Source organism: Burkholderia sp. Bp8984 (genome assembly GCF_003853755.1).
Classification (GTDB): domain Bacteria; phylum Pseudomonadota; class Gammaproteobacteria; order Burkholderiales; family Burkholderiaceae; genus Burkholderia.
This window is the reverse complement of sequence record NZ_QTQN01000008.1, coordinates 71753-85445: the sequence shown is the minus strand read 5'-3', so window position 1 is coordinate 85445 and position 13693 is coordinate 71753. Positions and strand designations below refer to the sequence as shown.

General features: G+C 68.0%; 10 protein-coding genes. 7 read left to right on the top strand and 3 right to left on the bottom strand.

What is annotated here, in order from left to right:
* The first annotated feature begins 66 nt into the window (after positions 1-66).
* Positions 67-426 carry a DUF427 domain-containing protein gene (locus DID98_RS10935; protein WP_044844491.1) on the top strand — a complete coding sequence of 120 codons (360 nt, stop codon included), beginning with the start codon at positions 67-69 and terminating at the stop codon, positions 424-426.
* A 28-nt stretch (positions 427-454) separates the two neighbouring features.
* Positions 455-1165, top strand: a complete 711-nt coding sequence (locus tag DID98_RS10930; RefSeq protein WP_124570684.1) for a CoxG family protein — start codon at positions 455-457, stop codon at positions 1163-1165.
* A 73-nt stretch (positions 1166-1238) separates the two neighbouring features.
* Here DID98_RS10930 and DID98_RS10925 read toward each other — a convergent pair whose 3' ends face one another.
* On the bottom strand, positions 1239-2240 hold the full coding sequence (locus tag DID98_RS10925; protein ID WP_124570683.1) for a helix-turn-helix domain-containing protein: 1002 nt from the start codon (positions 2238-2240) through the stop codon (positions 1239-1241).
* Between the two features lie 152 nt (positions 2241-2392).
* Between DID98_RS10925 and DID98_RS10920 the strand changes: the two genes are divergently transcribed.
* The gene (locus DID98_RS10920; protein WP_124570682.1) at positions 2393-3046 is read left to right on the top strand and encodes a cysteine hydrolase family protein; all 654 of its coding nucleotides are present in this window, start codon (positions 2393-2395) and stop codon (positions 3044-3046) included.
* 5 nt (positions 3047-3051) lie between these two features.
* Here DID98_RS10920 and DID98_RS10915 read toward each other — a convergent pair whose 3' ends face one another.
* A complete protein-coding gene (locus tag DID98_RS10915) occupies positions 3052-3693 on the bottom strand; it encodes a TetR family transcriptional regulator (protein WP_124570681.1) in 642 nt (213 codons plus the stop codon).
* Positions 3694-4091: 398 nt separating this feature from the next.
* Here DID98_RS10915 and DID98_RS10910 point away from each other — a divergent pair, with 398 nt between their 5' ends.
* Genes DID98_RS10910 through DID98_RS10900 form a run of 3 tightly spaced genes read left to right on the top strand, consistent with a single transcriptional unit; the run spans position 4092 to position 10108 of the window.
* Complete coding sequence (locus DID98_RS10910; protein WP_124486935.1) at positions 4092-5369, top strand: efflux RND transporter periplasmic adaptor subunit; 1278 nt, start codon at positions 4092-4094, stop codon at positions 5367-5369.
* Positions 5370-5384: 15 nt separating this feature from the next.
* Positions 5385-8585, top strand: coding sequence for an efflux RND transporter permease BpeB (bpeB, locus tag DID98_RS10905; RefSeq protein ID WP_044844486.1), 3201 nt, complete (start codon positions 5385-5387; stop codon positions 8583-8585).
* Positions 8585-10108 carry an efflux transporter outer membrane subunit gene (locus DID98_RS10900; RefSeq protein ID WP_044844485.1) on the top strand — a complete coding sequence of 508 codons (1524 nt, stop codon included), beginning with the start codon at positions 8585-8587 and terminating at the stop codon, positions 10106-10108. The genes bpeB and DID98_RS10900 overlap by 1 nt, the downstream gene beginning before the upstream one ends.
* Before the next feature lie 259 nt (positions 10109-10367).
* Here the strand turns inward: DID98_RS10900 and DID98_RS10895 are convergent, their stop codons facing one another.
* Complete coding sequence (locus DID98_RS10895) at positions 10368-11744, bottom strand: nucleobase:cation symporter-2 family protein (protein WP_185640842.1); 1377 nt, start codon at positions 11742-11744, stop codon at positions 10368-10370.
* A 449-nt stretch (positions 11745-12193) separates the two neighbouring features.
* Here DID98_RS10895 and DID98_RS10890 point away from each other — a divergent pair, with 449 nt between their 5' ends.
* Positions 12194-13645: a xylulokinase gene (locus DID98_RS10890; protein WP_124486937.1), complete on the top strand. Its 1452-nt coding sequence runs from the start codon at positions 12194-12196 to the stop codon at positions 13643-13645.
* The last annotated feature ends 48 nt before the right edge of the window (positions 13646-13693 follow it).

The following is a 13693-nucleotide window of genomic DNA, read 5'->3' as shown; positions in this document are numbered from 1 at the left end:
GTGCCGTGGCTTTTTCGTTTCCGGCCCGCGGCTTGCGCGCCGGGACCGCCGCCCGGAGGAGAAACGATGTCCGATGCCGCCGACCCTCGCCTCGAAATCGTGCCGAACCGCCATCGCGTGCGCGTGATCCATCGCGGCATCACGTATGCCGATTCGCACGGCGCGCTGACCGTGCGCGAAACGGGCCTGCCGGATATCCATTACCTGCCGCGCGGCGACGTGAACATGCACCGGCTCGTGAAGTCGAGCGTCACGACGGACTGTCCGCTGAGGGGCCGGGCCGTGTATTTCGACCTGCAGACCGAAGACGGCGTGATCGAGAACGCCGCATGGAGTTACGAGGAACCGGGGGCGACCGCGTCCGCGCTTGCACACTACGTCGCCTTCGACGTCGCACGGGTCGACAGTCTCGTCGAGACGTCCTGATGCGGCGCGTGTTCATCGGGGAGGCATCATGGAACTGAACGACACGTTACGCGTACCGCTCGCGCCGGCCGTCGTGCGGGCGGCGCTCGAGGATCTCGCGCTACTGCGGGCGAGCTTCGATCATTGCGAATCGTTCGTGAAGCTCGCGCGCGGCGAGTTCGCGCTGACCATCACGGTGCCGCTCGGCCCGCTGCGCGCGCGCTACGACGTGCGTGCGCATTCGGCGAGCGAGCAGGGCGACGCGGAAGGGCAGCCACGCCGCGTGCTCAACTTCAAGGCGCGGGCCGACGGCCTCGGCGCGCTGCGCGGGCAGGTCGAGCTCGTGCTGCGGCCGGACGATGACGACACGGCCGCGACGTGCATCGAATACGTGGTGTGGGCGACGGCGAGCGGGCCGCTCGCCGAGCTGCCGGCGCGGCAGATCGAGAACGCGCTGCACGAGTGGACGGACGATTTCTTCCGCGAATTCTGCGCGGTCGTGCAGGCGAAGCACGGTCTCGTGCCGAACCGCGCGCGCTCGAGCCCGCAGCGTCGCCAGCATGTGTTCCTGCGGCCGGCGTCGCTGATGGCCGCGGCGAAGCGTCCGCTGCCGCCGCACCTCGGCGGGGCGCTCGGCGGCCGCGCCGCGAGCGCCGTGCATCATCGCGAATCGGGTCCGCTGCCCGTCTGGGCGTGGGCCGCGATCGTCGTGTTCGTGGCGCTGCTGCTGTACGCGGCGCGCTGGATCAACGGCACCTGAGCGCCTGCGCGCGCCGCCGCGCTGCCTCATTGTCCGGCCGGTCGCCGGCCGTTCGTCGGCGGTGCGGCCGCCGCTAGCGTCGGGCGTCGGGCCCGGCGCCGCGAAATTCCCGCCGATATGCCGACGGCGACGTGCCGAGCGCGCCCGCGAAATGCTGGCGCAGCGACACGCTCGAGCCGTAGCCGGCCGCTTGCGCGATCGCGTCGATCGATTGTCCGGTGGTTTCCAGCAGATGCTGCGCGCGCGTGAGCCGCTCGGCCTGCAGCCACGCGGTGACGGTCGTGCCCGTCGCCTGGCGGAAGTGGCGCGTGAAGGTGCGCCGGCTCATCAGCACGCGTTCGGCGAGCGCATCCACACTGTGCGCGACGTCGAGATGCGCGCGCACCCAGTCGAGCAGGCCCGCGAGGCGCGCGTCGCGCGGATGCGCGGCGACCGGCTGCGGCACGTATTGCGCCTGGCCGCCTTGGCGGTGCGGCGGGATCACGAGACGCCGCGCGATCTGGTTCGCGGCGTCCGAGCCGAAGCGCCGCCGCACGACGTGCAGGCAGCAGTCGAGCCCCGCGGCCGTGCCGGCCGACGTCATCAGGTTGCCGTCGTCGACGTACAGCACGTCGGGGTCGAGCTTCACGCGCGGAAAGCGCTGCGCGAAGTCGTCGGCCCACGCCCAGTGTGTCGTGGCCGGGCGCCCGTCGAGCAGCCCGGCCGCGGCGAGCACGTACGCGCCGAGGCACAGGCCGACCACCTGCGCGCCGCGCGCGGCGGCCGCGCGTACCGCATCGACCAGCACGTCCGGCGGCGCTTCGTCGGGATCGCGCCATGCCGGCACGATGACGATGTCCGCGTCGTCGAGCGCGTCGAGCCCGTAAGGCGCGGTGATCGTGAAGCCGCCCGTCGTCGACAGCGGGCCGCGCTCGGCCGAGCACACGCGGCACTCGAACGCAGGCATCGCGGCCGCATCGCGCTCCTTGCCGAACACGACGGACGGCACCGACAGGTGGAACGGGCTGATGCCGTCGTACGCGATCACGGCGACGACGGTCGGGGCGGGGGCAACGGACGACGCAGCGGCGCGCATGACGGGCTCCGGGGTGGCGATGGCCCGATTCTATCGAAGAATGGCTATCGGGCCACTGTCCGCCGGCGCGATGCAATCCGACAATGCATCGCATCGCGCTGCTGTCCGCCCCGTTCCGGAGCGGGGCGGCGCGGCCGAACCCGGAGCCTGCCATGTCGAACGCCGTATCGTCTTCCGCTTCCCGCCGTGCCCTGATCGTGATCGATGTCCAGAACGAATACGTGACCGGCAACCTGCCGATCGAATATCCGCCCGTCGACGCGTCGCTGGCGAACATCGGCCGCGCGATCGACGCCGCGCACGCGGCCGGCGTGCCGGTGATCGTCGTCCAGCACGTCGCGCCGGCGGGCGCGCCGATCTTCGCACCGGGCACCGACGGTGTCGCGCTGCATCCGGTCGTCGCCGACCGGCCGTATGCGCACCTCGTCGTGAAGGCGCAGGCCAGTTCGTTCGCCGGCACCGATCTCGCCGCGTGGCTCGACGCGCACGGCATCGATACGCTCGCGGTCGCCGGCTACATGACGCACAACTGCAATGCGTCGACGGTCTATCACGCGGCCCACGCGGGGCTCGCCGTCGAATACCTGGCGGACGCGACCGGCGCGTTGCCGTACGAGAACGAAGCGGGCGCGGCGAGCGCCGAAGAGATTCACCGCGCGTACACGGTGGTGTTCCAGTCGAATTTCGCGGCCGTGATGTCGACCGACGCATGGATCGCGGGACTCGGCGGCGCGGCGATGCCGACGCGCGATTCGGTGGCCGCGTCGAACCGGCGGGCCCGCGCGCAACGCGCGAAGGCGGCCTGAGCCGGTCAGTCGCCCGTCTTCAGCATCGCCGGGCTGTAACGCATCATGTCGAAGCAGCCGTCGACGAGCTGTTCCGCGTGCAGCTCGGCGTCGATCTCGTCGGGCAGCATCAGCATGTCGCGCACGAAACCGCTGACGAGCGTGTGCAGCATCAGCGTCGCGCGCCACGTGTCGAGCCGCTCGGGCAGCAGCTTGAGCCGCACGGCGCCCGCGAGATCGGCATCGATCGCGTGCAGCGCCTCGCTCATCCCCGCGCGGTTGCGCTGCAGCAGCGGTTCCATGTCCGCGACGTACTCGCACTTCATGAACAGGATGCTGAACACGCGCCGCAACTGCGAGTCGCGCTGCACGCCGAGCAGGCACCAGATCAGGATCTTGCGGATCTTCTCCAGCGGATTGCCGCCGGGCGCATCGAGCGGCATCCGCTTGAGTTCGTCGATCGGCAGGAACACGCGGTCGAACATCGCGTCGAACAGCTCGCTCTTGTTCGCGAAATGCCAGTAGATCGCGCCGCGCGTCACGCCGGCGTGATGGGCGATGTCCGCGAGCGACGTGTGCGACACGCCCTTCTCGAAGAACACGTGTTCGGCGGCGTCGAGAATGCGGTTGCGCGTCTCGAGCGCCTCCTCCTTGGTGCGTCTGACCATGTGCAGGCCTGAATGGATCGATCGTAGGTGAATATAGGGTCCGTAACCCTCGTCGCGGCTGTGCGGACGGGCTATGCTTGCGACTGGTAATAATTCGTAAGACTTGGCGGTTGGCGACGGACGAGCGGGCTTTTTACATACATTCGTGAATGTATATACAATACCACCCTACGATCGAATGACCAAAGTGGCAATCAGTTAATATCCCACTCTGCTGATTCCCGCCAAAGTACCAGTCCGCAGTTCGCGGCATCTCGTCGGCATGGAGGTCTCGTGCCGACTTGCTGTATCCAGTAGTCCAGTAATTCAGGTGTTCGATCTGCGCCGCGAGGCGCATCCGTGTGGCGCTCCGTCCGTGCGCCGCACTCATTCCATTGGTTACACACAGAGGTCGCTCCATGCGCGTCGAACGGGTTCCATACCGCTTGATCACTGTCGCGGCAGCCGCGGTTTTCCTGGCTGCATGCGGAAAAAAAGAATCGGCACCGCCGCCGCAAACGCCGGAAGTCGGCGTCGTCACCGTCCAGCCGCAAGCCGTGCCGGTCTACAGCGAACTGCCGGGCCGTACCAGCGCATTCCTCGTTGCGCAGGTCCGCGCGCGGGTCGACGGCATCGTGCTGCGCCGTGAATTCACCGAAGGCACCGACGTCAAGGCCGGCCAACGTCTGTACAAGATCGATCCGGCGCCGTACCTCGCTGCATTGAACAGCGCGAAGGCGACGCTCGCGAAGGCGCAGGCGAACCTCGTCACGCAGAACGCGCTGGTCGCGCGCTACAAGGTGCTGGTGGCCGCGAACGCGGTCAGCAAGCAGGACTACGACAACGCGGTGGCCACCCAAGGGCAGGCCGCGGCGGACGTCGCGGCCGGCAAGGCAGCGGTCGACACCGCGCAGATCAATCTCGGCTACACGGATGTGGTCTCGCCGATCACCGGCCGCGTCGGCATTTCGCAGGTGACGCCGGGCGCGTACGTGCAGGCGAGCCAGGCGACGCTGATGTCGACGGTGCAGCAGCTCGATCCGGTCTATGTCGACCTGACGCAGTCGAGCCTCGACGGGCTGAAGCTGCGCCAGGACGTGCAGAGCGGCCGCCTGAAGACGAGCGGCCCGGGCGCGGCGAAGGTGTCGCTGATCCTGGAAGACGGCAAGACGTACTCCGAAGCCGGCAAGCTGCAGTTCTCCGACGTGACGGTCGACCAGGCCACCGGCTCGGTGACGATCCGCGCGGTCTTCCCGAACCCGGGCCGCGTGCTGCTGCCGGGGATGTTCGTGCGCGCACGGATCGAGGAAGGCGTGAACGAGAACGCGTTCCTGGTGCCGCAGATCGGCGTCACGCATGACCAGAAGGGCCAGGCGATCGCGATGGTGGTGAACGCGAGCAACAAGGTCGAGCCGCGTCCGCTGAAGACGGCGGGCATGCGCGGCCAGGACTGGATCGTCGAAGGCGGTCTGCAGGCGGGCGACCACGTGATCGTGCAGGGGGGCGAGAAGGTGCGTCCGGGCGCGACCGTGAAGTCGGTGGAGGCACAACTCGCACCGGCGGCCGGTGCCGCATCGGGTGTCGCCGCTGCCACCGCCGCGCCGGCTGCCGCCGGTTCCGGCGCCGCCGCCGCGTCCGGCGCCGCCGCATCGGGCGCAGCGCCGGCGAGCGCCGCCGCTGCTTCGAGCGCGCAATAACAGGGAGCCTGTTTCATGGCAAAGTTTTTTATCGATCGCCCGATCTTCGCGTGGGTGATCGCCATCATCCTGATGCTGGCCGGGGTTGCGGCGATCTTCACGCTGCCGATCGCGCAGTATCCGACGATCGCGCCGCCATCGATCCAGATCACCGCGAACTACCCGGGCGCTTCCGCGAAGACGGTGGAAGACACGGTGACGCAGGTGATCGAGCAGCAGATGAGCGGTCTCGACAACTTCCTGTACATGTCGTCGACGAGTGACGACTCGGGCAACGCCACGATCACGCTGACGTTCGCGCCGGGCACCAACGCCGACATCGCGCAGGTCCAGGTGCAGAACAAGCTGTCGCTCGCGACGCCGGTTCTGCCGCAGGTCGTGCAGCAGCTCGGTCTGTCGGTGACGAAGTCGAGCAGCAGCTTCCTGCTGGTGCTCGCCTTCAACTCCGAAGACGGCAGCATGAACAAGTACGACCTCGCGAACTTCGTGGCGTCGCACGTGAAGGATCCGATCAGCCGGTTGAACGGCGTCGGTACCGTCACGCTGTTCGGCTCGCAGTACGCGATGCGGATCTGGCTCGACCCGACCCGCCTGACGAACTACGGCCTCACGCCGGTCGACGTGACGAGCGCGATCACCGCGCAGAACGTGCAGATCGCGGGCGGCCAGATCGGCGGCACGCCGGCCAAGCCGGGCACCGTGCTGCAGGCGACGATCACCGAATCGACGCTGCTGCAGACGCCCGAGCAGTTCGGCAACATCCTGCTGAAGGTCAACCAGGACGGCTCGCAGGTGCGCCTGAAGGACGTCGCGCAAATCGGCCTCGGCGGCGAAAACTACAACTTCGACACGAAGTACAACGGTCAGCCGACCGCGGCACTCGGTATCCAGCTCGCGACCAACGCGAACGCGCTCGCGACCGCGAAGGCCGTGCGCGCGAAGATCGACGAGCTCGCACCGTTCTTCCCGCACGGCCTCGTCGTGAAGTATCCGTACGACACGACGCCGTTCGTGAAGCTGTCGATCGAGGAAGTGGTCAAGACGCTGCTCGAAGGTATCGTGCTCGTGTTCCTCGTGATGTATCTGTTCCTGCAGAACCTGCGGGCGACGATCATCCCGACGATCGCGGTGCCGGTCGTGCTGCTCGGCACGTTCGCGATCATGTCGCTGGTGGGCTTCTCGATCAACACGTTGTCGATGTTCGGCCTCGTGCTCGCGATCGGCCTGCTGGTGGACGATGCGATCGTGGTGGTGGAGAACGTCGAGCGCGTGATGGCGGAAGAGGGGCTGTCGCCGAAGGAGGCGACCCGCAAGGCGATGGGCCAGATCACCGGCGCACTCGTCGGCGTCGCGCTCGTGCTGTCGGCGGTGTTCGTGCCGGTCGCGTTCTCCGGCGGGTCGGTCGGTGCGATCTATCGTCAGTTCTCGCTGACGATCGTGTCGGCGATGGTGCTGTCGGTGCTGGTCGCGTTGATTCTGACGCCCGCCCTGTGCGCGACGATCCTCAAGCCGATCCCGCAGGGCCATCACGAAGAGAAGAAGGGCTTCTTCGGCTGGTTCAACCGCACGTTCAACAACAGCCGCGACAAGTACCACGTCGGCGTGCACCACGTGATCAAGCGCTCGGGCCGCTGGCTGATCATCTACCTGGTCGTGATCGTCGCGGTCGGCCTGCTGTTCGTGCGCCTGCCGAAGTCGTTCCTGCCCGATGAAGACCAGGGCCTGATGTTCGTGATCGTGCAGACGCCGTCGGGCTCGACGCAGGAAACGACCGCGAAGACGCTCGCGAACATTTCCGACTACCTGCTGAAGGACGAGAAGGAAATCGTCGAATCGGCGTTCACGGTCAACGGCTTCAGCTTCGCCGGCCGCGGCCAGAACTCGGGTCTCGTGTTCGTGCGCCTGAAGGACTACTCGCAGCGCCAGCACGCGAACCAGAAGGTCCAGGCGCTGATCGGCCGGATGTTCGGGCGCTATTCGGGCTACAAGGACGCGATCGTGATCCCGTTCAACCCGCCGTCGATTCCGGAACTCGGCACCGCCGCCGGCTTCGACTTCGAGCTGACGGACAACGCCGGTCTCGGCCACGACGCGCTGATGGCCGCACGTAACCAGCTGCTCGGGATGGCCTCGAAGGATCCGACGCTGCAGGGCGTGCGTCCGAACGGGCTGAACGATACGCCGCAGTACAAGGTCGACATCGATCGCGAGAAGGCGAATGCGCTCGGCGTGACGGCGGATGCGATCGACCAGACGTTCTCGATCGCGTGGGCGTCGAAGTACGTGAACAACTTCCTCGACACCGACGGCCGGATCAAGAAGGTGTACGTGCAGTCGGATGCGCCGTTCCGGATGACGCCGGAGGACATGAACATCTGGTACGTGCGCAACGGGTCGGGCGGGATGGTGCCGTTCAGCGCGTTCGCGACCGGTCACTGGACGTACGGTTCGCCGAAGCTCGAGCGTTACAACGGCGTGTCGGCGATGGAAATCCAGGGTCAGGCCGCACCGGGCAAGTCGACCGGTCAGGCGATGACCGCGATGGAAGGGCTCGCGAAGAAGCTGCCGGTCGGTATCGGCTATTCGTGGACCGGCCTGTCGTTCCAGGAAATCCAGTCCGGCTCGCAGGCGCCGATCCTGTACGCGATCTCGATCCTCGTCGTGTTTCTGTGTCTCGCGGCACTGTATGAAAGCTGGTCGATCCCGTTCTCGGTGATCATGGTGGTGCCGCTCGGCGTGGTCGGCGCACTGCTCGCGGCGACGATGCGCGGCCTCGAGAACGACGTGTTCTTCCAGGTCGGCCTGCTGACCACGGTGGGCTTGTCCGCGAAGAACGCGATCCTGATCGTCGAATTCGCGCGCGAACTGCAGATGACCGAGAAGATGGGGCCGATCGAGGCCGCGCTGGAAGCCGCGCGCCTGCGGCTGCGTCCGATCCTGATGACGTCGCTCGCGTTCATTCTCGGCGTGATGCCGCTCGCGATCAGCAACGGCGCGGGTTCGGCCAGCCAGCACGCGATCGGTACCGGCGTGATCGGCGGGATGATCACGGCGACGTTCCTCGCGATCTTCATGATCCCGATGTTCTTCGTGAAGATCCGCGCGATCTTCAGCGGCGAGAAGGAAGACGTCGACCAGGCGCTGCGTCTGGCTCAGGAGCACTCGCACCACGAAGAGAAGCCGGGCAACGGCGACGAAGGCAACAAGGGACAGTGATGATGCAAAAACACGCTTTGACTGCAATCGCGGTCGCGCTGCTGGCCACGGGCTGCACGATGGCGCCGCACTACACGCGGCCCGACGCGCCCGTCGCGCAGGCGTACCCGGCCGGCGGCGTCTATGCGACGCAGCCGGGCGCTGCCGGCGCGCGCAGCGCGAACGGCCAGGCAGCGACCGCCATCGGCTGGCGCGAATTCTTCGTCGATCCGCGCCTGCAGCGGCTGATCGAGATCGCGCTGAAGAACAACCGCGACCTGCGCGTGTCGGTGCTGAACATCGAGGCGGCGCGCGCGCAGTACCAGATCACGCGCGCGGGCCTGTTCCCGACGCTCGACGGCACGGGCACGGGCAGCATCCAGCGCGTACCGCAGGGCCTGTCGCAGACGGGTGCGCCGTATATCTCGCGGGCCTACAACGTCGGCGTTTCCGCGTCGTGGGAACTCGATCTGTTCGGTCGCGTGCAGAGCCTGAAGGACCAGGCGCTCGCGCAGTACCTGTCGACGTCGTACGCACGGCAGGCTGCCGAGATCTCGCTGGTGTCGCAGGTGGCGGATCAGTACCTGACGCTGCTGTCGACCGACGACCTGCTGCAGGTCACGGAAAACACGCTGAAGTCGGCCCAGGCGTCCTACGACCTGACCAAGCTGCAGTTCGACAACGGCACGGGCTCCGAGCTCGAGCTGCGTCAGGCGCAGACGGTCGTCGAGACGGCGCTCGCGAACCAGCAGGCGCAGGCGCGCGCGCGTGCGCAGGCGCTGAACGCGCTGGTGCTGCTGATCGGCGAGCCGCTGCCGGACGATCTGCCGGCGGGCATGCCGCTCGACGCGCAGAACCTGCTGACGGACGTGCCGGCCGGTCTGCCGTCCGACCTGCTGACGCGTCGTCCGGACGTGATGCAGGCCGAGCAGACGCTGCTGGCCGCGAACGCGAACATCGGCGCGGCGCGTGCGGCGTTCTTCCCGCGCATCTCGCTGACGGGCGCGTTCGGCACCGGCAGCCCGACGCTCGGCGGCCTGTTCAAGGCTGGCACCGCGGCGTGGTCGTTCGCGCCGCAGATCACGATGCCGATCTTCGAAGGCGGGCAGAACATCGCGAACCTGAACCTCGCGAACGTGCAGAAGCGCATCGAGATCGCCAACTACGAGAAGGCGATCCAGTCGGCGTTCCGCGAAGTGTCGGACGGGCTGGCCGCACGCGGCACGTACGACCAGCAGATCGCCGCGCTCGAGCGCAACGAGCACGCGCAGCAGCGTCGCTTCGACCTGTCGGACCTGCGCTACAAGAACGGTGTCGACAGCTACCTGTCGGTGCTGACCGCGCAGACCGACCTGTACTCGGCGCAGCAGTCGCTGATCAGCGCGCGCCTGGCACGCTGGACGAACCTCGTCACGCTGTACCGCGCACTGGGCGGCGGCTGGATCCAGCACGCGGGCGAGACGCCGCGCGCACCGGACGAGACGGTCGACTACGACAAGGCGGCTGCTCCGGCTGCTGCGTCGGCGGCAGCGACGAACGGGTAAGCGCGACGGCGGGCAGGAGCGGGCGACCGCGCCGGTTCGCCGAAGTCGCGGTCCCCGGGATGCGACAACGCCACGGACGAAGGTCCGTGGCGTTTTTTTATGTGCGGCCGGTTCGGTTGGCCGCGACCGCGGATCGTCATCACCGGCACCTCCGCTATCGTCGCTCAATCACTCGCCGCAAAGCAAAACGCCACGGCAAGCCGTGGCGTTTTTCCTTTACCGTATCGCGCCGTCCTTCGGCGCGTCCGGGTCGGACCGATCAGTGATGCACGTCGGCCGGGCGTCCGTCGAAGTCGTGCCCTGCGCGGCGGATCTCGCAACGCGCGTCTTTCTCGCCCTTCACGCCGTTGAACACGACGTTCAGGATCACGGCGGTGGCCGACGCGAGCAGGATGCCGCTATGCAGGATCGGGGCGAGCGCGGGCGGCAGCTTCGAGAAGAAGTGCGGCGACACGACCGGCACGAGGCCCATGCCGACGCTCACGGCGACGATGAACAGGTTGTGCGAGTTGTTCACGAAGTCGACCTTCGACAGCACCTTGATGCCGTTCGCGGCCACCATCCCGAACATCACGATGCCCGCGCCGCCGAGCACGAACGGCGGCACCGACGCGACGACCTGCGCCATCTTCGGGAACAGGCCGAGCAGCACCAGGATCACGCCGCCCGTCGCGCAGACGAACCGGCTCTTCACGCCCGTCACGCCGATCAGGCCGACGTTCTGCGAGAACGACGTATGCGGGAACGAGTTGAAGATGCCGCCGATTAGCGTGCCGAGGCCGTCGACGCGCAGGCCGCGCACGAGGCGGTCCTGGTTGACCGGACGATCGACCATGTCGCCGACCGCGAGGAACATGCCGGTCGATTCGATGAACGTGACGAACATCACCGTGACCATCGTCGCGATCGACAGCGGGTCGAAGTGCGGCAGGCCGAAGTGGAACGGCATCACGAAGCCGACCCACGGTGCGTGCGCGACGCCGTCGGTATTCACGCGGCCGATCGCGAACGCGATCACGAAGCCGGCGACGATGCCGAGCAGCACCGAGATGTTCGCGAGGAAGCCGCGGCCGTACTTGTTGATCAGCAGGATCAGCGTGAGCACGAGCAGCGACAGGCCGAGGTAGACGGGGCTGCCGTATTCGGGGTTGCCGACGCCGCCGGCTGCCCAGTTGATTCCGACTTCCATCAGCGACAGCCCGATCACCGCGATCACGGTGCCGACCACGACCGGCGGGAAGAACCGCAACAGCTTGCCGATCATCGGCGCGAGCACGATGCCGATGATGCCGGCCGCGATGGTCGAGCCGAAGATGTCGAGAATGCCGAGGCCGGGGTTGGTGCCGATCGCGATCATCGGGCCGACGGCCGCGAACGTGCAGCCCATGATGACGGGCAGGCGGATCCCGAAGATCCACAGGCCGAGCGTCTGGATCAGCGTGGCGATGCCGCACGAAAACAGATCGGCGCTGATCAGGAACGCGATCTGGTCTTTCGGCAGCTTCAGCGCGCCGCCAACGATAAGCGGCACGGCGACGGCGCCGGCGTACATGACGAGGACGTGCTGGAGACCAAGCGTTACAAGCTTGCCGGTCGGCAGCACCTCATCGCACGGATGGACCGTGTTCGATTGCATCTGTCTCACTCCATGATCTTGTTTTCGGGGTGGTACGAAGTTATGCGGAATGCCACATCGCAACAAGAGCGCTGGGTTCTATTCCGTTCTTTGCTGGTTCGATATGCCTGGTCGGCATGAAACAGGGTGTCGATCATCGGGAAACTGCCGCTGGAGTGAGGTTCCCCGGTTTTATAGCCCTACAAAATAGCGCGGACCCCCATGTCAAATATCGGCCGCTTTATGGTGTGTATCGCGACCGCGGCATAGTGGCAAAAACGACCGGCGCAAGATCGCGCCGGGTTAACCCGCGAGCGGCTGTTTTGGCGGGCAAGGTGCGGCCCGGCGAAGCCGGTCGTTCACGGCCGTGTTTTCGCGTCGCCGCGCGGCCGAAAGCGTCGCAAAAATCGGGGCGCATGGCGCGATCCCGCTATCATCGATATCCGTCCACTCGACTACGCCATCCCGTCATGCGCCTGCTCGGAATCGACCTCGGCACCGGCTCCGTCAAACTCGTCACGCTCGATGCCGATGGCATCGAGCGCGCGGTGGCGAGCGAACCCTATGCGTTGTCGTCGCCGCAGCCCGGCTGGGCCGAAATCGCGCCCGACGTCTGGTGGCAGGCGCTCGTGCGGGCCGCCGCGCGGCTGCCGGCCGGCGAGCGCGCGCAGGTCGCCGCGATCGGCTTCTCCGGCCAGATGCATGGCGTCGTGCTGATCGACGCGGCCGGGCAGCCGGTGCGGCCCGCGCTGTTGTGGCCCGATACGCGCGCGGTGCGCGAAGCGGACGCGGCGGATTGGCCCGTCGCCGGTTTGCCCGTCGCACCGAATCCCGTCGCGCCCGGCATGGCGGGGCCGCTGTTGCGCTGGCTGGCCGCACACGAACCGCAGGCGCTGCGGGCCGCACGCTGGGCCGTGCAGCCGAAGGACTGGCTGCGCGTGGCGCTGGGCGGCGAGGTCGTGGCCGATCCGAGCGACGCGTGCGCGACCGCGCTCGCGACGCCGGACGGCGCATGGGATACGGCGCTGATCGAGTCGCTGGGCCTGCCGCTCGACCGGTTCGCGCCGGTGCGGGCGTCGGGCGCGCGCTGCGGCGTGCTCGATGCGAAGGCCGCGGCGGCACTCGGGCTGCCGGCCGGCGTGCCGCTGGCGACGGGGGCGGCCGATACGGCGTGCGCGGCGCTCGGCAGCGGGCTCGTCGCGGCCGGCGACGCGCTGCTGACCACCGGCAGCGGCGGCCAGATCGTCGTGCTCGCGGATGCGCTGCCGCCCGCGCGGCGCGGGCTGCACCGCTATCGCGCGGCAGCCGGCGACGGCTATTACACGATGGCCGCGATGCAGAACGTCGGGCTCGCGCTCGAAGCCGTGCGTGGCTGGCTCGGCTATCCGGGCTGGGCGGATGCGTACGACGACGCGTTCGCGCAGCCGGCGTCCGAGCGGCTGTGCTTCCTGCCGTACCTGACGGGCGAGCGCTCGCCGTGGATGAATCCCGACGCGCGCGGCGGCTGGCTCGGGCTCGGGCTCGGCGACACGCGCGGCGCGATGATGCGCGCCGCATTCGAAGGCGTCGCGTTCGGGCTGCGCGCGGGGCTCGATGCGATCCGCGCTGCGAACCCGGCCGATCCGGTGACGGCGCTGCGCCTCGCCGGCGGCGGCTCGGTCGATCCGCGCTGGCGCCAGTTGCTCGCGGATGCGCTCGGCGCGTCGCTGGACGCGGTCGATTGCCCGAACGCCGCGACGCGCGGTGCCGCGCTGCTCGCCGGCGTCGCGATCGGACACTGGCGCGACGACGCGCTGCGCACGCTGGCGCCGGCTGCGTCGCCCGTCGCCGCGCCGCGCGACGATCGCGCGCTGGCCGCCCGCCATGCGCGTTTCATCGATCTGTATGCGCGAACGGATGCGTGGTTCACGAGCGGCGTTTAAACTCGGGCACTTGTCCTGGATTGTCCTGTTGCGACCACGGTGACGCCT